Below are 22223 nucleotides of genomic sequence, written 5' to 3' on the forward strand. Positions count from 1 at the left end.
TAAAAGCCATAAAAACTCAGTAAATTCGTTTTTTTAAGCATTCCTCTCAATTTTCTCGCAATGCTTGCCATACCCAAACCCACTGGTTAGGGTTGAGCATATGAACATCTTCAGCACCCTCCTCCAACAACACCGCAGCCTCTGCCTGGTCAGCGCCCGACTACCAGGGTGAATCGCGTCGCCTCGCCTTTTCATCTCGTACACGTTCGGCAGGCCCGATCACGGCCGCACATAAAAGGATTGCTTCCATGACCATGCTCAAAGATCCATCGAAGAAGTACCGCGCTTTCCCGACCATCGACCTGCCTGACCGTACCTGGCCGTCGAAGACCATCACCCAGGCGCCGATCTGGTGCAGTTCCGACCTGCGTGATGGTAACCAGTCGCTGATCGAGCCGATGGATGCCGAGAAGAAGCTGCGTTTCTGGAAGACCTTGGTACAAGTAGGCGTAAAGGAAATCGAAGCCTCGTTCCCGTCCGCATCGCAGACCGACTTCGACTTCGTGCGCACCCTGATCGAAGACGGCCACATCCCGGACGACACCACTATCCAGGTGCTCACCCAGGCCCGTGAAGACCTGATCGCGCGTACCTTCGAATCCCTGCGCGGCGCCAAGAAGGCCATCGTTCACCTGTACAACGCCACCTGCCCGTCGTTCCGCCGCATCGTCTTCAACCAGGACAAGCAGGGCGTCAAGGACATCGCGGTCAACGCCGCCAAGCTGTTCGTCAAGTACGCGGCGCAGCAGCCTGAAACCCAGTGGACCTTCCAGTACTCGCCCGAAACCTTCAGCGCCACCGAACTGGAGTTCGCCAAAGAGGTGTGCGACGCGGTGATCGAGGTGTGGAACCCGACCCCTGAGCACAAGATCATCCTCAATCTGCCGGCCACCGTCGAAGTCGCCACGCCGAACGTCTACGCCGACCAGATCGAGTGGTTCTGCCGTAACGTCAACCGCCGCGACAGCGTGATCATCAGCCTGCATACCCACAACGACCGGGGCACCGGTATCGCCGCCACCGAGCTGGGCCTGATGGCTGGCGCCGACCGCGCCGAAGGCTGCCTGTTCGGCAACGGCGAGCGTACCGGCAACGTCGACCTGGTGACCCTGGCACTGAACCTCTACACCCAGGGCATCGACCCGCAGCTGGACTTCTCCGATATCGACGGCGTGCGCAAGGTCGTCGAGGAGTGCAACCAGCTGCCGGTGCACCCACGTCACCCGTACGTCGGCGACCTGGTGCACACCGCGTTCTCCGGCTCGCACCAGGACGCCATTCGCAAGGGCTTCGCCAAGCAGCAGGACGGCGAGCTGTGGGAAGTGCCATACCTGCCGATCGACCCGGCCGACATCGGCCGCAGCTACGAGGCGGTAATCCGCGTCAACAGCCAGTCGGGCAAGGGCGGCATCACCTACCTGCTCGAGCAGGAATATGGCATCAGCCTGCCGCGCCGCATGCAGATCGAGTTCAGCCAGGTGGTACAGGGCGAAACCGACCGTCTCGGCCTGGAAATGACCGCCGAGCAGATCTACAAACTGCTGCAGAAGGAATACCTCCAGGCCAACGCGCCATATGCCCTGGTCAGCCACCGCCTGCAGGAAGAGAACGGCAGCAGCCACGTGCAAGTGGAAGTCTCCGGTGAAGGCGAAACCACCCTGCACTGGCACGGCAAGGGCAACGGCGCCCTCGAAGCACTGGTGGCCGGCCTGCCGATCGCCGTGGAGATCATGGATTACAACGAACACGCCATCGGCGCCGGCACCAATGCCAAGGCCGCGGCCTATATCGAGCTGCGCGTGGCCGGCGGGCGTCCGGTGCACGGCGTGGGCATCGACGAGAACATCACCACCGCCAGCTTCAAGGCACTGTTCAGCGCACTGAACCGCTCGCTGAGCCAGCAGCAGGCCAAAGCGGCGTAAGCCAACGCTGATAACCAAAGCCCGCATCCTCGATGCGGGCTTTTTTGTTGGTTTTCCCGAGCCCATCGCGGGCTCGTGGGAGCGGGCTTGCCCCGCGATAGAGCCGGAACCGGCAGCACCCAAATCGCAGGCGAAAAAAAGGGGCGCCGACCAAGCGCCCCACAAGCCGTGTAGCACACAACGAAATCTGTCAGTCCAGCAACGCCATCGCCTCGGCGCTGCACGCCTCGATCCGCGCCCAGTCGCCGTTCTTGATCCAGCTGCTGTCGAGCATCCAGGTGCCGCCCACACACATCACATTGGGCAGGGCCATGTAGTTGCGCACGTTGGCCGGGTTGACCCCGCCAGTGGGGCAGAAGCGAATGTCGCCGAACGGGCCGCCGAACGCCTTGATGGCCGCCACGCCGCCACTGATCTCGGCGGGGAACAGCTTGAAGCGGCGATAGCCCAGGGCGTAGCCCATCATGATTTCCGACGGCGTGCTGATGCCCGGCAACAGCGGAATGTCGCTGTCCACACCCGCCTCGAGAATATCCTGGGTGATGCCCGGGGTGACGACGAACTGCGCCCCCGCCGCCTCGACCGCCGCGAACATGCCGCGGTCGAGCACGGTGCCAGCGCCGACGCACAGCTCCGGGCGCTGCTCGCGCAGCACCTGGATGGCCTTCAGGCCGTGTTGCGAGCGCAGGGTCACTTCCAGGGTGCGGATGCCGCCGGCGGCCAGGGCATCGGCCAGGGGCAGGATGTCTTCCTCACGGGCGATGGTGATTACCGGCAGGATGCGCGCCTTGTTACAGATCGCGTCGATCCGCGCGGCTTTGTCGGCCATCGAGAGCAAAGGCTGTGGGCGTTCGAGGGTGGTCATGACAATGGATCCTTGGCTCATGGGCACCAGTAGATGTCCAGGGGGTCGTGAAGAAAGGCGCGAATCGGCATTTCGGTTGGGTCTTCGGCCGCCAGCGCGGTGCGCAGGGTGGCTAGCTTGCCCGCGCCCTGCACCGACAACAGGGTCAGGCCGGCAGTGGCCAGCAGTGCGCGGGTCATGCTCAGGCGCTGGTGTGGCACGCTGGGTGCCAGCATCGGCAGGCAGCGGCGCTCACCGACCTTGGCCAGGCCCTGGCGCAGGTTGGGGCTGGCCGGGAACAGCGAGGCCGTATGACCATCGTCGCCCATACCCAGCACCAGCACATCGATCGGCGGCAGGTCGGCCAGCACCTGGTCGGCCTGCTCGGCAGCGGCTTCGAGGGTCGCTGCGGGCTGGTAGAGCCCGATAAAACGAGCCTTGGCCGCCGGTCCCTTTAACAGGTGGCGAGCCAGCAGGCCGGCGTTGCTGTCGTCGTGCGCCACCGGCACCCAGCGCTCGTCGGCCAGGCTCACGGTGACCCGGGTCCAGTCCAGCGCCTCGCCGGCCAGCTTCTCGAGAAACGGCACCGGGCTACGGCCGCCAGACAGCACCAGGCAGGCCTGCCCCTTGCTGGTGATCGCCTGGCGCAGGCGTTCAGCCACATCATGGGCCTGGGTCGCCGCCAGGGTTTTCGGATCGGCCAGCTGATGAACCTTCACGGTCGCCGGCAGTTGCAGTTCAGATATCGCCATACCAGGCCCTCCCATCACGTGTAATCAATGCAATCGAGCTCATCGGCCCCCAGGAACCGGCCGCATAGGGCTTGGGCGCGTCGCCGGTGTGCTTCCAGCCAGCGATCAGCTGGTCGCACCATTTCCAGGCGTATTCGATCTCGTCCTTGCGCACGAACAGGTTCTGGTTGCCGCGCATCACTTCCAGCAGCAACCGCTCGTAGGCGTCCGGGATCCGCGCGCTGCGCCAGGTGTCGGAGAAATTCAGCTGCAGCGGGCCGCTGCGCAGTTGCATGCCCTTGTCCAGGCCCTGTTCCTTGGTCATCACCCGCAGCGAAATACCCTCGTCCGGCTGCAGGCGAATGATCAGCTTGTTGCCGATTTGCAAACGCTGTTCCGGGGCGAAGATGTAGTGCGGGGTTTCCTTGAAGTGGATGACGATCTGCGACAGCTTCTGCGGCATGCGCTTGCCGGTGCGCAGGTAGAACGGCACGCCCGACCAGCGCCAGTTGCGGATATCGGCGCGCAGGGCGACGAAGGTCTCGGTGTCGCTCTGGGCGTTGGCGTTGTCCTCTTCGAGGTAACCCGGCACCGGCTTGCCGTCACTGAAACCGGCGATGTACTGGCCACGCACCACATGGGTGCTCAGCCCTTCTCCGGTGATCGGTGCCAGGGCCTTGAGCACCTTGACCTTCTCGTCGCGGATGCTGTCGGCCGAGAGATCGCTGGGCGGGTCCATGGCGATCAGGCAGAGCAGCTGCAACAGGTGGTTCTGGATCATGTCGCGCAGCTGGCCGGCCTTGTCGAAGTAGCCCCAGCGGCCCTCGATGCCGACTTTCTCGGCGACGGTGATCTCCACATGGGAGATGGAATTCTGGTTCCACTGGGTTTCGAACAGGCTGTTGGCGAAGCGCAGGGCGATCAGGTTCTGCACCGTCTCCTTGCCCAGGTAGTGGTCGATACGGTAGACCCGGCTCTCGGGGAAGAACCGCGCCACGGCGTCGTTGACCCGGCGCGACGACTCCAGGTCGTGGCCGATGGGCTTTTCCAGCACCACCCGGGTACGCGATGCCAGGCCGGCCTTGTCGAGGTTCTCGCAGATCGCGCCGTAGACCGCCGCCGCCGTGGCGAAGTAGGCGATAAGCGGCTGCCCGCTCGGTGCCTGTTCGGCCAAGGTCTGGTAGCCCTCGGGCTCGACGAAGTCCAGGTGCAGGTAATTCAGGCGCGCGAGGAAGCGCCCCAGGGAAGCGGCATCGATCTCGGCCTCCGGCACGTGGCGGCGCAGATGGGCTTCGATGTTGTTCATGTGTTCCTGCACACTGCCCGGCTCGCGGGCCAGGGCCAGCAGGCGGGTGTCGGGGTGCAGGAGATCGGCGCGGTCGAGCTGGTAGAGCGCGGGGAACAGCTTGCGCAATGCCAGGTCGCCTAGGGCGCCAAAGAGGGCGAAGGTGCAGGGTTCGACACTGATCGCGGCCATGATGTTGGTTCTTTTATAAATGTTGGACTAGGAATACCGGTTTCAACCCTGCTTTTCAAGGGTTAATGTAGTAAAAACCACAACATCCAATACAGCCATTACAGACAAGTGGTGTGACAATCTTACCGACAGTAGGATACACACCAGCGCAAAAAGCCTACTTCCCGACCCAAGGACACACCATGGACCGCGTGCGAAACCTCCTGGAACAGATCCAGGGCCGCCTCGACGAGTTGAACAAGGCCGAACGCAAGGTCGCCGAAGTCATCCTGCTCAACCCGCAACAAGCCACCCGCTTCAGCATCGCCGCCCTGGCCCAGGCAGCCAGTGTCAGCGAACCGACGGTCAACCGCTTCTGCCGCTCGTTCGGCGTCAGCGGCTACCCCGAACTCAAGCTGCAACTGGCGCAGAGCCTGGCCAGCGGCGCCGCCTATGTCAGCCGTGCGGTGGAGGCCGACGACGATCCGGCCGCCTACACCCAGAAGATCTTCGGCAGTGCCATTGCCTCGCTCGACAGCGCCTGCCAGGCGCTCGAACCGCAGCAGGTCAGCCGCGCCGTGGACATGATGATTCAGGCCCGGCAGATCCACTTCTTCGGCCTCGGCGCCTCGGCCCCGGTGGCCCTCGATGCGCAGCACAAGTTCTTCCGTTTCAACCTCGCCGTGTCGGCCCACGCCGATGTGCTGATGCAGCGCATGCTGGCTTCGGTGGCCCACACCGGCGACCTGTTCGTGATCATTTCCTACACCGGGCGCACCCGCGAACTGGTCGAAGTGGCGCGCCTGGCGCGGGAAAACGGCGCCTCGGTGCTCGGCCTCACCGCCGCCGGCTCGCCCCTTGCCCAGGCTTGCAGCCTGAGCCTGCATATCCCGCTGCCGGAAGACACCGACATCTACATGCCGATGACCTCGCGGATCATCCAGCTCACCGTGCTCGACGTGCTCGCCACCGGCATGACCTTGCGCCGCGGCGTGGACTTCCAGCCACACCTGCGCAAGATCAAGGAAAGCCTCAATGCCAGCCGCTACCCGATCGAGGACGACGACCTCAACTGAGCCGGTGCGCCTGCAAACGCAGGTGCGCCCGCTCGCCCGGCGCCAGGCTCAGGCCCTCGTCACTGCCGCTGGCCGCCTCCACGCAGACGAAGCCTTGGCACTCCCGCCCGCTCACGCCCATCAAGGGCCGATTGCCAGGGTGCCAGACCACGGTGTCGTCACTGTCGCCGGTATCGATGCACAGTTCGCGCTGCCAAGCCGGGTCCTGCAGCTGCACCCGCGGCGTGCCGGGATAGACCCGCTGGCAACCGCCCTTGAGGGTCAGCGCGCCATCTTCGCGGCAGGCCTGGCGATTGAGGCGGTCGTAGCCGTCGATGTCCTCCAGCCCGGATAGCGCTATCTTCGACACGTCGCTGATCCGCCAGTAGGCCAGCAGCGCATGGCTCAGCTGGCACGGTTCGCTGTCCTGGTGCTCGGTGCTCAGGCTCAGCTCCATGCTCGCCCCGAGCCGGGCATGCAGGTCGACCTGCCAGTCGCACAGGTCCAGGCGCCATTTCAGGGTCACCCCTTCCTCGTCCTCGCGGCTGTCCACCAGCTTCCAGTCCAGCAGGCGCGCCCAGCCATGGGCCGGCCACAGGTCCTCGCTGGGATGGCGGCCATACCAGGGCCAGCACACCGGCACGCCACCACGGATGGCCCCCACCTGCGGCCACTGCTCGGCGCACCACAACCAGGGTTTCTCACCGGCGGGTTGAAAGTGCAGGAGCTGCCCGCCCTGGCGGCTGAACACCGCCTGGCAGCGAGGGTGGTCGATGATCAGCACATCGCGCTGCTGGTAACGCTCCCACTCGAAGGTCGGCCTCGGCCGTTGCGAGGTGAAGAAGCGATGTAGCGGATGTTCAGGCATGGTTTCCAAGCTCTTTTGTTGTTCGAGATAGCGCTGTCTCAGCCTGTGCCCGTTAACCACTGCAGACCAGTGGTTAGCGGGAGGCCGAAATGGATGGCGTAAATTTACAACAATTTTTCTCAGAATGACGACTGAATCTTCAATCCCGCGACCAGCGCGTTGTCCACTTCATCCACACCGCCCGGGCTCTTGATGTACTGCAGGTTCGGGCGCACGGTCAGCCAGTTGGTGACGTGGAAGCCATAGTAGAGCTCGGCGTTGTATTCGGTGCGCTGCAGCGGTGCAAAGCCTGGGTTGTCGTAGTCATTGATGCCGGACTGGGCATTGAGCAGCTCGGCGCGCTTTTTCACATCGTCGTTGACGTGGATACGGGCGATGCCAAAGCCGATATCGTCCTTGGGCCGGGCGTCAAAGGCGCCTTTATAGACCATGCCGACCTGCTGGTAGTTGTCGACCACGTTGGTGGCCTTGTCATGCACGGTGAAGTTGGCGAACAGGCTCAGGCCGCGGTTGACGTCGCCAGCATGGGCGGTGACCTGCTGCTGCGCCACCACCCACCAGCCGTGCTTGCTGGAGTGCGACTTGAACGCCGCGCCGGTCAGCGCCTGCGGGTTGCCGTTGATGTCGTCGTACACGTCGTCGGCCTTGGCAGTGCTGTAGTAGTAGCCCAGGCGGTACTCGCCCGGCAGGCCGTTGACCTTCGGCGACCACACCGCCTCCACCGGCAGGATCGCGCCCTTGGTGCCACTGCCGCTGAGCTTGAAGCCGTTGCCGGTCTCCAGGTTCGACGGGTTCTGCTCGTAGGCACCGACCTGGACGAAGAATTCCGGGGTGAAGTTGTACTTGACCCGCAGCGCCCACTGGCTGACCGGCCAGTTGTACCAGATGCCGCCGACCCAGTTGCCCACCTGCGAGCCGCAGAAAGCCAGGTTCTGGAAGTCGCAGGGGAAGCTGTTGAAGTCCTCGCCCTCGCCGAAGCGGCCGAATTTCACGTCCAGCGCGCCGTCGAAGTATTTCTGCTTGACCCACATCTGCGTCAGGCGCCAGGTCTGGCCGCGCCCCCAGACCTCCTGCACCGAGCTGAACTGCCCGGCACGCGGGTCGCTGATGCGGTCGTTGGACAGGTTGCGGCCGCTGCGCTCGGTGATCGCCAGCTTGAACTCGGTGTCCTTCCAGCCGAAGATCTTCTCCAGGTCCAGGTGCGCGCCCAGGGCGAACTGGTCGCTGTAGCGCGCGGTCTTGTCGTCGTTGTAGCCACCGTGCAGGTTGCCGGCCACTTCGCCAACGTAGTCGAGGGTGAAGTCGTAGCCCTTCTCCAGCAGCTCGGTGCGGGTGCCGCCCCAGTCGCCGGTCATCCATTTCGATTCCGACGAGAAAGCCTCGGCGGCCTGGGCCCCGCTGCTGCCGACCACCGCCAGCAAGGCGAGCGATCCCAAGGTCTTGATGCGATTGCGATGTTCCATCCCTTTGCGTCCTCTTTTCTTGTTATGCATTGTTCTAGACGATTCAACGGCCTTTGAAGCGAGTCACGTTGTCCTTGATGGCAGTGCCACTGGCGGCGAGGTCGAGGCGCTCGCCGCTGCCGGCGTCGAACAGCAACACCCGCGCCGGGTCGAACTGCAGGTTGAGGCTGTCGCCCACCCGGCACGTCACATCCGGCGCCAGGCGGCAGCAGACCTTGGTCTGGTTGAGGGTGACGAACACCAGCAGATCCGGGCCAGTGGGCTCGGTGACCTGTACTTCGGCGCGGATCGCGGGCATGCCGTTGCCCTCCGCGGCGCCCAGCGAGATTTGTTCAGGGCGCACGCCGAGAATGATCTCGCGCCCCTCCAGCTCGTCCGCCGCCACGCCCAGCGGCAGCTCGCAGCGCGCCTGGCCGCTGTCGAGCAGTGCCAGCACCCGGCCGTCCTGCTTCATCAGGCGCACAGGGATGAAGTTCATCGGCGGCGAGCCGATGAAGCTGGCGACGAACAGGTTGGCCGGGTCGTTGTAGATCTGCTGCGGGGTGCCGAACTGCTGGATGATGCCGTCCTTCATCACCGCCACCTTGTCGCCCAGGGTCATGGCCTCGATCTGGTCATGGGTGACATACACCGTGGTGGTCTTCAGGCGCTGGTGCATCAGCTTGATCTCGGTGCGCATCTCTACCCGCAGCTTGGCGTCGAGATTCGACAGCGGTTCGTCGAACAGGTAGATCTTCGGCCGCCGCGCCAGCGCCCGGCCCATGGCCACGCGCTGCTGCTGGCCGCCGGACAACTGCCCGGGCTTGCGCCCCAGCAGGTGCTCGATCTGCAGCAGCTTGGCGACCCGCGCCACCTCCTCGTCGATGGCGGCCTGGGACATCTTGCGGATCTTCAGGCCAAAGGCGATGTTGTCGCGCACGTTCATGGTCGGGTACAGCGCGTAGGACTGGAACACCATGGCGATGTCGCGATCCTTGGGGCTCATGCCGCTGACATCCTCGTCGTCGATGAGGATCGCCCCGCCGCTGATGCTTTCCAGGCCGGCGATGCAGTTCATCAGCGTCGACTTGCCGCAGCCCGAGGGCCCGACCAGGATCAGGAACTCGCCGTCCTTGATCGCCAGCTGGATATCCTTGAGCGTGTCCGGCAGGCCAGCGCCATAGGTCTTGTGCACATTGCGAAGTTCGAGTGTTGCCATGACTTACCCCTTGACCGCGCCGGCGGTCAGCCCGCGCACGAAATACTTGCCCGCAATCACGTAGACCAGCAGCGTCGGCAGCCCGGCGATCATCGCCGCGGCCATGTCGACGTTGTATTCCTTGGCCCCGGTGCTGGTATTGACCAGGTTGTTCAGGGCCACGGTGATCGGTTGCGAGTCGCCGCTGGAGAACACCACGCCGAACAGGAAGTCGTTCCAGATCTGGGTAAACTGCCAGATCAGGCAGACCATGATGATCGGCGTCGACATCGGCAGGATGATCCGCCCGAAGATGGTGAAGAACCCGGCGCCGTCCAGGCGTGCGGCCTTGACCAGCGCCTCGGGGATGCTCACGTAGTAGTTGCGGAAGAACAATGTGGTGAAGGCCAGGCCGTACACCACATGCACCAGCACTAGGCCGCTGGTGGTGCTGGCCAGGCCCAGCTTGCCGAGGGTGAACGAGGCCGGCAGCAGCACGGTCTGGAACGGCAGGAAGCAGCCGAACAGCAGCAGGCCGAAGAACAGCTGCGAGCCACGGAAGCGCCACATCGACAGCACATAGCCGTTGAGCGCGCCGATCGCCGTGGAGATCAGCACCGCCGGCACGGTGATCAGGATCGAGTTGAGGAAGTAGCCGTTGACCGTGGCCCAGGCCTTGGCCCAGCCGATGCCGGTGAACGCCGCCGGCCAGCTCAGCAGGTTGCCGCTGCCGATGTCCTCGGGGGTCTTGAAGCTGGTCAGCAGCATGACCACCAGCGGCACCAGGTACAGCAGCACCGCCAGCAGCAGCACCGCATGGATGGCGATGCGGCTGAGGTTCAGCGCGGGTTTGTCGACAGGACTAGTCATGGCGTTTGCCCCGTAGTTCGGAGTACAGGTAGGGGACGATGATCGCCAGGATCGCGCCCAGCATGAGGATGGCGCTGGCCGAGCCCATGCCCATCTGCCCACGGCTGAAGGTGAACGAGTACATGAACATCGCTGGCAGGTCCGAGGAGTAGCCCGGCCCGCCCGCAGTCATCGCCGCCACCAGGTCGAAGCTCTTGATCGCGATGTGCGCGAGGATCATCAGCGAACTGAAGAACACCGGGCGCAGGCTGGGCAGAACCACGGTCCAGTAGATGCGCGGCAGGCTGGCGCCATCGAGCTGCGCGGCGCGGATGATCGACTGGTCGACGCCGCGCAGGCCAGCGAGGAACATCGCCATGATGAAGCCCGAGGCTTGCCACACGGCAGCGATCACCAGGCAATAGACCACCCGGTCGGGGTCGATCAGCCAGTCCAGGCGAAAGCCTTCCCAGCCCCAGTCACGCAGCAGCTTGTCCAGGCCCATGCCGGGGTTGAGCAGCCACTTCCAGGCGGTACCGGTGACGATCATCGACAGCGCCATGGGGTACAGGTAGATGGTGCGGATGAAGCCTTCGCGGCGGATGCGCTGGTCGAGCAGCACGGCAAGGAACACGCCGATGGCCAGGGTGATGCCGATGAACAACCCGCCGAACAGCAGCAGGTTCTTGCTCGCCACCCACCAGCGGTCGTTGTCGAACAGCCGGGCGTACTGCGCCAGGCCTGCCCACTTGTAGGTGGGCAGGAAGGTCGAGGTGGTGAACGAGAGGACGAAGGTCCACAGGATGTAGCCGTAGAAGCCCACCAGGACGATGAACATGCTTGGCGCCAGCACCAGTTTCGGCAGCCAACGCTGCAGCGCGTCCAGGGGTGAGGCCCGCAGGCGGGCGGTTGCTGTAGTCATGATCTGGGTTCCCGATGCGAGATTGCCTGCGCGGGCCTCATCGCTGGCAAGCCAGCTCCCACAGGTACAGGTGTGCTCCGCTGTACCTGTGGGAGCCGCGGTTCGCCGCCGCGGCTTGCCGGCGATAGGGCCGTCAGATCCTTACTTGGCGGCGTTGACGGCTGCGGCCAGCTTCTTCGCCGCGTCGGCCGGATCGGCCTTGGGATCGTTGATGTAGTTGGTCACCACATCGAAGAATGCCCCTTGTACCGCCAGGGTGGTGGCCATGTTGTGCGCCATGCTCGGTTGCAGGCCGCCGGACTTGGCGTCGGCCAGGAAGTCCTTGGCCGCCGTCTGGGCACAGCTGTCGAAGCCGTACTTGCCCATGTCGGCGAGCATGTCGTTACGCACCGGGATCGAGCCCTTGTTGATGCTGAAGACCTTCTGGAAGTCCTCGCCCAGGACCTTGCGGGCGATGTCCTGCTGGCCTGCAGCGGTACCCTTGTCCTTCTGCTTGAATACCACCAGCGAGTCGATGTTGTAGAGGAAGGCCTTGTCGGTGCCCGGGAAGGCCACGCACTGGTAGTCCTTGCCGGCGGTCTTCTTCGCCAGGGTCCATTCGCTCTTGGCCCAGTCGCCCATGATCTGCATGCCGGCCTTGCCGTTGATGACCTTGGCCGCTTCAAGGTTCCAGTCCTGGCCCTTGCCGTCCGGGTCCATGTAGGTGGCGACCTTCTTGAGCTCGGTGAGCGCCTTGACCATCTCGGGGCCGGTCAGGGCCTTTTCATCCAGCTCGACCAGGGCCTTCTTGTAGCCCTCGACGCCCATCACCGAGAGCACCACGCTCTCGAATACGGTGCTGTCCTGCCAGGGTTGGCCACCATGAGCCAGCGGGATGAAGCCGGCGGCCTTGAGTTTGTCACCGGCGGCGTAGAACTCCTCAAGGGTGGTCGGGGCCTTGTCGATACCGGCCTTCTTGAACACTTCCGGATTGATCCACAGCCAGTTGATGCGGTGGATGTTCACCGGCACGGCCACGTAGTCGCCGTCGTACTTGACGGTGTCGGCGACTTTCTTGTCGAGCAGGCCGTCCCACTTCTCGTCCTTGGCCACGTCCTTGAGCACGTCGGGATCAAGCAACCCGGTGGCGGCCCAATCCTGAATATCCGGGCCCTTGATCTGCGCGACCCCGGGCGGGTTGCCAGCCACGGCGCGGCTCTTGAGCACGGTCATGGCGGTGGCGCCACCGCCGCCAGCCACGGCGCCGTCCTTCCAGGTGAAGCCGTCCTTCTCGACCTGCGCCTTGAGCACGTCGACTGCGGCCTTCTCGCCGCCGGAGGTCCACCAATGGACGACTTCCACGCTGCCTTTGGAGTCGGCGGCCTGGGCACTGAGGGAGAACAGGGAGGCGAAGGAGATCGCGGCGGCGAGACGAAGCGTCGGATGCATGGGATTACCTTTCTTGTTGTTATGCGAGGCAAGACTGTCGCTTGCATGGCATGGAGTGTAGGGAGGTCGCGCCCGGCGCCAGGTAACGAACGGATGCGCGAATGTCATCGTCTGGTTACAAAGCCAGCGCCGTGGCCAGGCTCGGCGCCAGCGGCAGGCGTGGCAGCAGCAAGGCCTGGTAGGCGTGGTAGAGGTCGGGCTTGCCGCCCCAGATGCGCGCACTGGGCAGCAGCGCCGGGTCGAGTTCGTGGTGCCAGCTGCCGTGGGCGCAGTCGATGAAGTGACTGGCGATGAAGTCCCAGAAGCAGCGGTACCAGTGTTCGTACTGGGCTTCACCGGTACGTCGCAACAGCGCCGCGGCAGTGGCACAGGCCTCGGCATGCACCCAGTGCAGGCGCTCGCGCACCACCGGGCGGTTGTGCCAGTCCAGGGTGTAGACCAGCCCCGGCGCGCCATCTGCCTGCCAGGCGTGGCGACAGGCGCTGTCGAACAGGCCCCGGGCGGCGGGCAGCAAGGACTCGGGCGCAGGCAGTTGCGCCCTTTGCAGGGCCGCCTCCAGGTGCAGTACCAGGCGCGCCCATTCGAAGGCGTGGCCGGGCGTGGTCCCGTAAGGACGGAAGCCATCGACGGGGTTTTCGCGGTTGTAGTCGGGGAGCGCCTGCCACTGCGCATCGAAATGTTCCGTGACGCGCATGCCGTCGGCAGCGGCGCGGGTCAGGATCAAGCGCTCGACGATCCGTTGGGCGCGCAGCAACCACTGCGTGTCGCCGGTCACGTCGGCCAGGGAGAGGAAGGCTTCGACGCCGTGCATGTTGCTGTTGGCGCCCCGGTAGGCCTCCGCGTGCAGCCAGTCGCGGGAGAACGACTCGCGCAGGGCGCCCTCCTCTTCGCACCAGAAGCGCTGCTCGATGACCTGGGTCACCGCCTCCAGCAACGCCGACGCCTGGCTGATGCCCGCCACCACCGCCGAGCTGGCGGCGAGGGCGACGAAGGCGTGCAGGTAGGCGGCCTTGCCGGTGTCGCCATGACCTTCAGGCTGCGCGTACCAACCGTCATGCTCCTTGTCGCGCAACGGGCCTTGCAGGGCCTCGACACCATGCCCGACCAGTTCGCGGCAACCCGGAACGCCCTGGATATGCGCCAGGGCAAAGCTGTGGGTCATGCGCGCGGTGTTCATGGTCTCGGCCAGGGCGCAACGGGGCAGGCGGCCTTCGTCATCGAGGTTGCCGAACCCCTGGGGCAGGCGCGAAGTCCTGGCGAAGGCGAGCAGGCGCAGGGCCTCGGCGTCGAGCCAGGCATGGTGTGTCGGGGAGTCAAGCCAGCTGATGGCCATGGGTGCACCTTCCTTGTTGTTGTCAGCCGATTCTAGCCAGCGGTCCTGGCTGGCATGTCACGAAGCCCGGCTCGATTGTCACCACATCGTTACATCGAAGCGCTTATCGCGTAGCAAGGGCTCATTCGGCTGAACGCGGCAGGTACAAGGTCACCCGCAACCCACCTTCGCGCAGGTTCAACAGGCTCACCTCGCCGCCATGGCTATGGGCGATGTTGCGCGCGATGCCCAGCCCCAGCCCATACCCCTGCTGCTGCCCGGCGAGGCGGAAGTGCGGCTCGAACACTTGCTCCAGGCGCTGTTCGGGCACCCCCGGCCCCTGGTCGTCCACCTGCAGCACGAAGCTCTCGGCGGTATCGATGATGCGCAGCTGCGCGCGCTCGCCGTACTTGATGGCGTTGTCAATCAGGTTGCCGATGCAGCGGCGCAAGGCCAGCGATTTTCCGGGGTACGGTGCCAATGCCTGCCCCTCCACGGTGATGCGCCCATCGCCGAGATAAGGCTCGGCCAGCATCTCCAGTACCTGGTTGAGATCGATCGGCTCGATGTTCTCGTGGATATCGGTGTCCTTCACGCATTGCAGGGCGCCCTTGACCAGCAGCTCCAGCTCATCGAGGTCGCGGCTGAACTTGGCCTGCAGCTTCTCGTCCTCAAGCAGCTCCACCCGCAGGCGCAGGCGCGTGATCGGTGTGCGCAGGTCGTGGGAAATGGCGCTGAACAGCTGGGAACGCTCGGTCAGGTAGCGGCTGATCCGCTCGCGCATGTTGTTGAACGCCCGCCCCACCTCGACCACCTCGCTACCGCCGCCCTCGGCCACTGGGGCCACGTCGGCACCCAGCGACATTTCCCGCGCCGCCCGTGCCAGGCGTTTGAGCGGCCGGCTCTGCCAGTGCACCAGCAGGCCGATGAACAGCAACAACAGCACGGTAGTCAGGGCAATGAAACCGATCTGCTGACGCGGCAGGCGTTCGGCCTCGAGGCTGGTGTAGGGCTCAGGCAACAGCGAGGCGATGTACAGCCACTCGCCCTCGCCGAGGCGGAGCTGGGTCACCAGTACCGGCGGGTTGAGCGGCTCGAGGGTGAGCGAATAGTGCGCCCAGGAGCGGGGCAGCTCATCGAGTTTCAGGCCGCTGTTGAAGATGCGCAGATCGTCAGGGCTGACGAACTCAACGGAGATCTCCATCTGCTGGCCAAGGCGCTCGTGCAGCACCTCTTGAAAAACGTCGATCACCGCCTGCTTGCGCGGGGTGATCGGCAACACCGGCATTTCCAGCGGCTTGACGTTGAGCGAGACGAAGAAGCGCGTGCCACCCATGCTGCGCAACTGGTCCAGCACCATGGGCCGGTAGGCCACCGGCAGCGAACGGAAGTAGCTGACACTGGCACTCATCGAATGCGCGAGGCTGCTGGCGCTGGCGCGCAAGCCCTGCAGCTGGCTGGCGCGCAATTGCGCGACCCAGATCACGCTGGACAGGCCCTGGGCCAGCAACACTACCAGCAAGGTAAGCAGCAGCATGCGCCCCAGCAGCGAGCGCGGCAGCAGGCGCCAGCGACGCTCGTCAGGCCGGGCAGACATTGGCCGCCAGCAGGTAGCCGCTGCCGCGCACGGTACGGATCAGCCGGGGTGGTTTTTCCGTGTCGCGCAGGCGCTGGCGCAGGCGGCTGACCGCCATGTCGACGATACGGTCCAGCGGCATCGGCTCGCGACCACGGGTGGCGTTGCCGATGGTGTCGCGGTCGAGGATCTGCTGCGGGTGATCGAGAAACAGCTTGAGCAGGGCGAAGTCGGCGCCGGAGAGGATCACCTCTTCGCCGTCGCGGTGGAACAGACGGTGGCTGATCGTGTCGAGGCGCCAGTCATCGAAGGCCAGCACCGCACTGGCCGGCGCCGCCTGGCCGAAATCGGCACGACGCAACAAGGCCTTGATCCGCGCCTGCAACTCACGCGGGCTGAAGGGTTTGCCGAGGTAGTCATCGGCGCCCAGCTCCAGGCCGATGACCCGGTCGGCTTCATCGGAACTGGCGGTAAGCATGATGATCGGCACCCGCGCCTGGCGCGGGTGCTGGCGAACCCAGCGACACAGGCTGAAGCCGTCTTCGTCGGGCAGCATCACGTCGAGGATCACCAGGTCGTAGGAGTTGGCGTCCAGGGCGCGGCGAAAGCCCTGGCCGTCAGGTTCGGCGTGCACCTGCAGGCCGCAGCGGGCGAGGTAGGTCTGCAGCAGTTCGCGGATGTCCTGGTCGTCGTCGACCATCAGGATCGATTTGCCGGCAGTGGTCACAATGGTCAGTCCTTTTGTAAACGCAGATCTTGATGCCTGCTGTGGGGGGCCGCAGTGCGGCTCCGTCGGTTAGAGGTCCAGCGCTTGCTGCAAAGCCACTCCGGCCCCCAGCAACCCGGAAAACTCCGCCGTCACCAGCCACACCGGCACCCCGGTGAAATACCCGCTCATGCAGCCCTTGTCGGCGAAGCTCGCGGCAAAGCCGCTGCGCAGGAACAATTCGGCGAAACGGGGAATCACGCCACCGACAATGTAGACGCCACCCCGCGCCCCGAGGGTGAGCACATTGTTGCCCGCCACCCGGCCGAGGAACCGGCAGAACTGCTCGACCACCGCCAGCGCCCGTGGCTCGTTGGCCAGCGCCGCGTCGGTGATCTGCGCCGGGGTCTTGTGCGTCGGCGCAGCACCATCGAGCGCACAAATGGCCTGGTACAGGCGCACCAGCCCACCGCCACTGAGCACGGTCTCGGCACTGACATGGCCGATCTGCCGATGGATTTCCTGGTGGATCGCCGCCTCACGGGCATTGCCCACCGGCAGGTCGACATGCCCGCCCTCCCCCGGCAGTGCCAGCCAATGCTCACCGTGGCGCAGCAGGCTGCCCACGCCCAGGCCGGTGCCGGGGCCGATCACCAGCGCCGGGCGCGATGGATCGGCGAGACCTGCGCAGACTTCACGAAATTCGCCTGCGCGCAGGCGGGTCATGCCCAGCGCCATCGCGGAAAAGTCGTTGATCAATAACAGGCGATCGACCTGCAGCGTCTGGCAGAACGCACTGCGGCTCAGGCGCCAGTGGTTGTTGGTAAAGCGGAACTCGTCGCCGTCCACGGGGCCTGCCACCGCCAGGCACACCGCCGCCAGGCCGCCACGGGCGATACCCTGGTCGGCCAGGTAGGCCTCGATGGCCTGTTCGGGGCTGGTGTAGTCGGCGGTGGCCAGCACCTGGACCGCCTGCAGTTCATTGTCGCGCCACACGGCGAAACGCGCGTTGGTGCCACCGATGTCGCCGACCAGCAAGGCCTTCATTCGAGGTTCTCCAGAGCCGAGGTGAAGGCGCTCGCGCCTTGCTCGGCGGAACTGAACGCCACACGCATGAAGCCGAACAGCTCACGCCCGCAGCCCAGGTCGTTACCCTTGGGTGGCGCTGGCAGTTCACGGCCGGCCAGTTCCTCGGCCGAGACCATGATCCGCAGCGTGCCTTCGGCACCATCGACGCGCACGATATCACCATCGCGCACCCGCGCCAGCGGGCCACCATCAAAAGCCTCCGGGCAGACGTGGATGGCCGCCGGGATCTTGCCCGAAGCACCGGACATGCGCCCGTCGGTAACCAGCGCCACCTTGAAGCCGCGATCCTGCAGCACGCCGAGGAAAGGCGTCAGCTTGTGCAGCTCGGGCATGCCGTTGCAGCGCGGCCCCTGGAAACGCACCACGGCGACGAAGTCCCGCTCCAGCTCGCCGGCCTTGAACGCATCGGCCAGCGACTGCTGGTCATGGAACACCCGGGCAGGCGCCTCGACCACCCGGTGCTCGGGCGCCACGGCGGAAACCTTCATCACGCCACGGCCAAGGTTGCCTTCCATCACCCGCAACCCGCCCTCGGCGGAGAACGGCCGCGCCACCGGGCGCAGGATGCTTTCGTCGAGGCTGTGCCGCGGCCCCTCGCGCCAGACCAGGCGGCCATCCTCGAGGAACGGCTCCTGGGTGTAGCGGCGCAGGCCGTGCCCGGCCACGGTGTTGACGTCCTCGTGCAGCAGGCCCGCGTCGAGCAGCTCGCGAATGAGGAAGGCCATGCCGCCGGAGGCCTGGAAGTGGTTGATGTCGGCCTTGCCGTTGGGATAGACGTGGGACAGCGTCGGCACCACATCGGACAGGTCGGCCATGTCCTGCCAGGTCAGCTGGATGCCGGCGGCCTGGGCGATGGCCGGGATATGCAGGGTGTGGTTGGTCGAGCCGCCGGTGGCGTGCAGGGCGACGATCGAGTTGACCAGGGCCTTTTCGTCGACGATCTCGCCAATGGGCATGAAGCTGCCACTGGCCTTGGTCATGCGCGTGACCTGGCGCGCGGCCTCGGCGGTAAGGGCATCGCGCAGCGGCGTGTAGGGGTTGACGAACGAGGCGCCCGGCAGGTGCAGGCCCATGACCTCCATCACCAGTTGGTTGGTGTTGGCGGTGCCGTAGAAAGTGCAGGTACCGGGGCCGTGGTAGCTCTTCATTTCCGATTCGAGCAGTTGCTCGCGGGTGGCCTTGCCCTCGGCGTAGCGCTGGCGCACATCGGCCTTTTCCTTGTTGGAAATGCCCGAGACCATCGGCCCGCCCGGCACGAAGATCGTCGGCAGGTGGCCGAAACGCAAGGCGCCCATCATCAGCCCGGGGACGATCTTGTCGCAGATGCCCAGCATCAGCGCGCCATCGAACATGTTGTGCGAGAGGGCGATGGCGGTGGACATGGCGATCACCTCGCGGCTGGCGATGGCCAGCTCCATGCCCGGCTCGCCCTGGGTGACGCCGTCGCACATGGCCGGCACGCCGCCGGCGAACTGGCCGACCGAACCGACTTCACGCAGCGCCTGTTTGATCTGTTCGGGGAAGTGCTGGTACGGCTGGTGCGCCGAGAGCATGTCGTTGTAGGCCGAGACGATGGCCACGTTGGCCGCGTTCATCAGGCGCAGGGTCTGCTTGTCGTCCCCACCGCAGCCGGCCACGCCATGGGCGAAGTTGGCGCACTGCAACTGGGCGCGCATGGGTCCGTCACTGGCCGCCCCACGGATCAGCTCAAGGTAGCGTTCACGGGTACGGCGGCTGCGGGCGATCAGCCGTTCGGTGACCTCAAGGATGCGCGGATGCATGTACTGGACTCCAGGCTAACTGTGGGGCGGCTTTACTGGGGCATTTTCCCTCCAAACGATTGCGACCTAGTCTCTAGGAAAAGGCGCCAGCACCGCTCGACAAGGGGACAACCCAACCACTCGTTGTATGTTTAAACAAAATACTGCCAGCAAAAAGGCTTGTTTTCTATCTCTCGGTGAATAATCTTGTAATTCCAACAACAAAACCGTTTCAGTGAAGCTGTCCTTTGTGCCACAGGCTTCACCCGACTGCCAGAGGTAATACCATGACCCTACGCATCGCCATCAACGGATTCGGCCGCATCGGACGCAACGTCCTGCGCGCACTGTACACGCAGGGCTACCGCCAGGACCTGCAGGTCGTCGCCATCAACGACCTGGGCGACAGCGCGATGAATGCCCACCTGCTCAAGTACGACAGCGTCCACGGCACCTTCGACGCCACTGTCGAGGCCGACCACGAAAGCCTCACCGTCAATGGCGACCGTATCGCCGTCAGCGCCATCCGCAACCCTGCCGAGCTGCCCTGGAAAACCTTGGCCATCGATGTGGTATTCGAATGCACCGGGCTGTTCACCGAACGCGCCAAGGCCGCGGCGCACTTGAGCGCCGGGGCCGGCAAGGTGATCGTCAGCGCCCCGGCCAAGGGTGTCGACGCCACCGTGGTCTACGGGGTCAACCACGATGTGCTGCGCGCCTCGCACCAGATCATCTCCAACGCCTCGTGCACCACCAACTGCCTGGCGCCGATTGCCCAGGTGCTGCACCGCGAGTTCGGCATCGAGCAAGGCCTGATGACCACCATTCACGCCTATACCAACGATCAGGTCCTCACCGACGTCTACCACAGCGATCCGTATCGCGCCCGCTCGGCCACCCAATCGATGATCCCGAGCAAGACCGGCGCTGCCGAAGCCGTGGGCCTGGTGCTGCCGGAACTGGCCGGCAAGCTCACCGGAATGGCCGTACGGGTGCCGGTGATCAACGTGTCGCTGGTCGACCTCACCGTCAACCTGCAGCGCGAAACCAGCGCCGAAGAAGTCAACCAGCTGTTCCTCGAGGCCAGCCGTCATTCCCGGGTATTGGGCTACAACGCCCTGCCACTGGTGTCGTGCGACTTCAACCACAACCCGCTGTCGTCGATCTTCGACGCCAACCACACCCGCGCCAACGGGCGGATGCTCAAGGTGCTGGCCTGGTACGACAACGAGTGGGGCTTCTCCAACCGCATGCTGGACAATTGCCTGGCATTGTTCAACGCGCGTTAAGGCAGGGTCAGGTCTTCAGAGTAAAGTCTTGTGGGAGTGGGCTGCTGCCACAAGCTTTACTCATTCGTGACATTTCCATGCTTGACCTTGGTCGGTGATGATAAGCATTATCATTAATCCAAAAACGCCCAGGTTCCCCCGTGAGTCAGTCCCGGTTCAACTCAGTGTTCCTCACCCAGCGTCTCACCCTGCTGCGCACGCTGCAGCGCATGGTGGGCAACCCCAGCACTGCCGAGGACCTGCTGCAGGAAACCTATCTGCGGGTCACCCGCGCCCTGGGCGAGCGCCCGATCGAGCACCTGGAACCCTTCGTGTTCCAGACCGCCCGCAACCTTGCCCTGGACCACCTGCGCACGCGCCGGGTGCAAGCGCGCACCTTGGTGGACGACGTGCCCGAACAGGTCCTGCATAACGTCGCAGCCCCTGCCGCGAGCAGCGAGGATGCCGCCCACGCCGAGCAACTGCTCAAGCACCTGAGCGTCAGCCTCGGCCAGTTGAGCGAACGCCAGCAGCGCATCTTCATCCTCAGCCGCCTGCACGGCGCCAGCTACCTGGAAATCGCCGAGCAGTTGAGCGTCTCGGCCAGCACCGTGCAGAAGGAGCTGAAACTGATCATGGCCATCTGCATGGGCGTGGCCGATCGTCACCAGTGACGCGACCGCTCGCCGCTGGTCAGCGCAAAGCCCTTGCCATGGGCAAGGTCTGCACTGATCATGCGCAAAAAATGCCCAATGCAAGGATCCGTCGTGACCGACCACCCCACCCCTCGCCCGTCACCCGCCGAGCCTGATGCCCGCGCCCGTGCCCGCGCCCGTGCCCGCGAAGAGGCGCTGGACTGGTTGATCCGCCTGCAATGCGCCAGCGAAGACGACACCCGCGCTTTCGAGCACTGGCTGGGCGCCGAGCCGGAAAACGCCGAGGCCTATGTCGAAGCCGAGGCGATGTGGAACGGCGCATCGCTGCGCCAGGTGGCCGGGCAACTGCAGCAAAGGCGCAAGCGCTCGCTTGCCGGGCGCCTGCGCAGCCACTGGAAACCTTTGGCCACCGCCGCGGTGCTGCTGGTCGGGCTGTTCACGTTCGGCAACCTGCCAGTGCGCCTGCAGGCCGACCATCTGACCGTGGTCGGCGAGCGCCAGCGCCTGGAGCTGGACCACGGCGCCAAGGTGCTGCTCAACACCAATTCGGCCTTTGCCAGCGACGAGCGCGAAGGCCGCAAGGTCGCCCGGCTGTTGCAGGGCGAGGCGTATTTCCAGGTGTCCAACACCAGCCAGCCGCCGCTGGAAGTCCAGGCCGGCCCACTGCGCGCCAGCGTGCGCGACACCGATTTCGCCGTACGCTACCTCGATGGCGAGGCCCAGGTGCGGGTACAACGCGGCGATGTCGACCTGCAGGCCGCGAGCGACCAACGCATCCGCCTGAGCGCCGGCGACAGCATCAGCGTCGGCCCCAAGGGCTTCGGCCAGCGCCAGCGCCCCGACATGAGCAAGGACCTGGCCTGGATCGAAGGCCGCCTGGTGTTCGAGAACTGCCCGCTGAGCCAGGTGCTCGCGGAGGTCCGCCGCTACTACCCGGGCTGGATCATCAACCGCAACGCGCACCTGGAGCAGGTCGCGGTCACCGGCAACTATCGCCTCGACCAGCCGCTGGAAACGCTGCGTGCCCTGGCCCACATTACCTCGGCGCAACTGCATGAATACCCAGCCGTGGTAATTCTTAACTGACCTTGCAAGTTTTTTTACGCGATCGCCACACCTCGCCCGTCTCGTTATAGCCAAT

Annotated in this window: 19 protein-coding genes; 5 read left to right on the forward strand and 14 right to left on the reverse strand. The window is 64.9% G+C overall.

The features are described 5' to 3' along the window. Window positions 1–248 precede the first annotated feature (248 nt). Window positions 249–1922 carry a 2-isopropylmalate synthase gene (leuA, locus tag LU688_RS22510; protein WP_023632519.1) on the forward strand — a complete coding sequence of 558 codons (1674 nt, stop codon included), beginning with the start codon at window positions 249–251 and terminating at the stop codon, window positions 1920–1922. 190 nt (window positions 1923–2112) lie between these two features. On the opposite strand, the gene LU688_RS22515 is transcribed toward leuA, so the two are convergent. The 3 genes from LU688_RS22515 to zwf are packed head-to-tail and all read right to left on the reverse strand — an operon-like array spanning window position 2113 to window position 4974. Beyond that, window positions 2113–2787, reverse strand: coding sequence for a bifunctional 4-hydroxy-2-oxoglutarate aldolase/2-dehydro-3-deoxy-phosphogluconate aldolase (locus tag LU688_RS22515; protein ID WP_046854326.1), 675 nt, complete (start codon window positions 2785–2787; stop codon window positions 2113–2115). Between the two features lie 17 nt (window positions 2788–2804). Next, window positions 2805–3518: a 6-phosphogluconolactonase gene (gene pgl, locus LU688_RS22520; RefSeq protein WP_160290951.1), complete on the reverse strand. Its 714-nt coding sequence runs from the start codon at window positions 3516–3518 to the stop codon at window positions 2805–2807. Further along, entirely contained in the window at window positions 3505–4974 is a 1470-nt protein-coding gene (gene zwf / locus LU688_RS22525) for a glucose-6-phosphate dehydrogenase (protein ID WP_160290950.1), read from the reverse strand. Before zwf ends, pgl begins: the two co-directional genes overlap by 14 nt. A 191-nt stretch (window positions 4975–5165) precedes the next feature. On the opposite strand from zwf, the gene hexR reads away from it, so the two are divergent. After that, window positions 5166–6029, forward strand: coding sequence for a DNA-binding transcriptional regulator HexR (gene hexR, locus LU688_RS22530; protein WP_232888004.1), 864 nt, complete (start codon window positions 5166–5168; stop codon window positions 6027–6029). Here the strand turns inward: hexR and LU688_RS22535 are convergent. The 11 genes from LU688_RS22535 to edd form a co-directional block, all read right to left on the reverse strand. Continuing rightward, window positions 6022–6876 (reverse strand): D-hexose-6-phosphate mutarotase, encoded by an 855-nt coding sequence (locus LU688_RS22535; protein WP_038706736.1) that lies wholly within the window; start codon window positions 6874–6876, stop codon window positions 6022–6024. The genes hexR and LU688_RS22535 overlap by 8 nt on opposite strands. A 119-nt stretch (window positions 6877–6995) precedes the next feature. Next, a complete protein-coding gene (locus LU688_RS22540) occupies window positions 6996–8369 on the reverse strand; it encodes a carbohydrate porin (protein WP_414057766.1) in 1374 nt (457 codons plus the stop codon). A 13-nt stretch (window positions 8370–8382) separates the two neighbouring features. After that, a complete protein-coding gene (locus LU688_RS22545) occupies window positions 8383–9537 on the reverse strand; it encodes an ABC transporter ATP-binding protein (RefSeq protein ID WP_160290948.1) in 1155 nt (384 codons plus the stop codon). A gap of 3 nt (window positions 9538–9540) precedes the next feature. Next, the gene (locus LU688_RS22550) at window positions 9541–10386 is read right to left on the reverse strand and encodes a carbohydrate ABC transporter permease (protein WP_023630394.1); all 846 of its coding nucleotides are present in this window, start codon (window positions 10384–10386) and stop codon (window positions 9541–9543) included. Further along, the gene (locus LU688_RS22555) at window positions 10379–11287 is read right to left on the reverse strand and encodes a carbohydrate ABC transporter permease (protein ID WP_023630395.1); all 909 of its coding nucleotides are present in this window, start codon (window positions 11285–11287) and stop codon (window positions 10379–10381) included. Before LU688_RS22555 ends, LU688_RS22550 begins: the two co-directional genes overlap by 8 nt. A gap of 141 nt (window positions 11288–11428) precedes the next feature. After that, a complete protein-coding gene (locus tag LU688_RS22560; RefSeq protein ID WP_094011688.1) occupies window positions 11429–12715 on the reverse strand; it encodes an ABC transporter substrate-binding protein in 1287 nt (428 codons plus the stop codon). Window positions 12716–12830: 115 nt separating this feature from the next. Continuing rightward, window positions 12831–14048 carry a D-mannose isomerase gene (locus LU688_RS22565; protein ID WP_094011689.1) on the reverse strand — a complete coding sequence of 406 codons (1218 nt, stop codon included), beginning with the start codon at window positions 14046–14048 and terminating at the stop codon, window positions 12831–12833. 121 nt (window positions 14049–14169) lie between these two features. After that, on the reverse strand, window positions 14170–15624 hold the full coding sequence (locus LU688_RS22570) for an ATP-binding protein (protein WP_094011690.1): 1455 nt from the start codon (window positions 15622–15624) through the stop codon (window positions 14170–14172). Beyond that, window positions 15608–16303 (reverse strand): response regulator, encoded by a 696-nt coding sequence (locus LU688_RS22575; RefSeq protein ID WP_201754994.1) that lies wholly within the window; start codon window positions 16301–16303, stop codon window positions 15608–15610. The genes LU688_RS22570 and LU688_RS22575 overlap by 17 nt, the downstream gene beginning before the upstream one ends. Before the next feature lie 96 nt (window positions 16304–16399). Continuing rightward, window positions 16400–17356, reverse strand: a complete 957-nt coding sequence (locus tag LU688_RS22580) for a glucokinase (protein ID WP_232887997.1) — start codon at window positions 17354–17356, stop codon at window positions 16400–16402. Continuing rightward, window positions 17353–19179: a phosphogluconate dehydratase gene (edd, locus tag LU688_RS22585; protein WP_094011692.1), complete on the reverse strand. Its 1827-nt coding sequence runs from the start codon at window positions 19177–19179 to the stop codon at window positions 17353–17355. Before edd ends, LU688_RS22580 begins: the two co-directional genes overlap by 4 nt. Before the next feature lie 266 nt (window positions 19180–19445). Between edd and gap the strand changes: the two genes are divergently transcribed. From gap to LU688_RS22600, 3 genes are all read left to right on the forward strand, one after another. Beyond that, on the forward strand, window positions 19446–20447 hold the full coding sequence (gap, locus tag LU688_RS22590; RefSeq protein ID WP_038706743.1) for a type I glyceraldehyde-3-phosphate dehydrogenase: 1002 nt from the start codon (window positions 19446–19448) through the stop codon (window positions 20445–20447). A gap of 140 nt (window positions 20448–20587) precedes the next feature. Next, window positions 20588–21100, forward strand: a complete 513-nt coding sequence (locus tag LU688_RS22595) for an RNA polymerase sigma factor (RefSeq protein ID WP_023632569.1) — start codon at window positions 20588–20590, stop codon at window positions 21098–21100. Between the two features lie 93 nt (window positions 21101–21193). Beyond that, entirely contained in the window at window positions 21194–22168 is a 975-nt protein-coding gene (locus tag LU688_RS22600; RefSeq protein ID WP_160290946.1) for a FecR family protein, read from the forward strand. Window positions 22169–22223 lie beyond the last annotated feature (55 nt).

The organism is Pseudomonas soli (genome assembly GCF_021283165.2).
Taxonomy (GTDB): domain Bacteria; phylum Pseudomonadota; class Gammaproteobacteria; order Pseudomonadales; family Pseudomonadaceae; genus Aquipseudomonas; species Aquipseudomonas soli.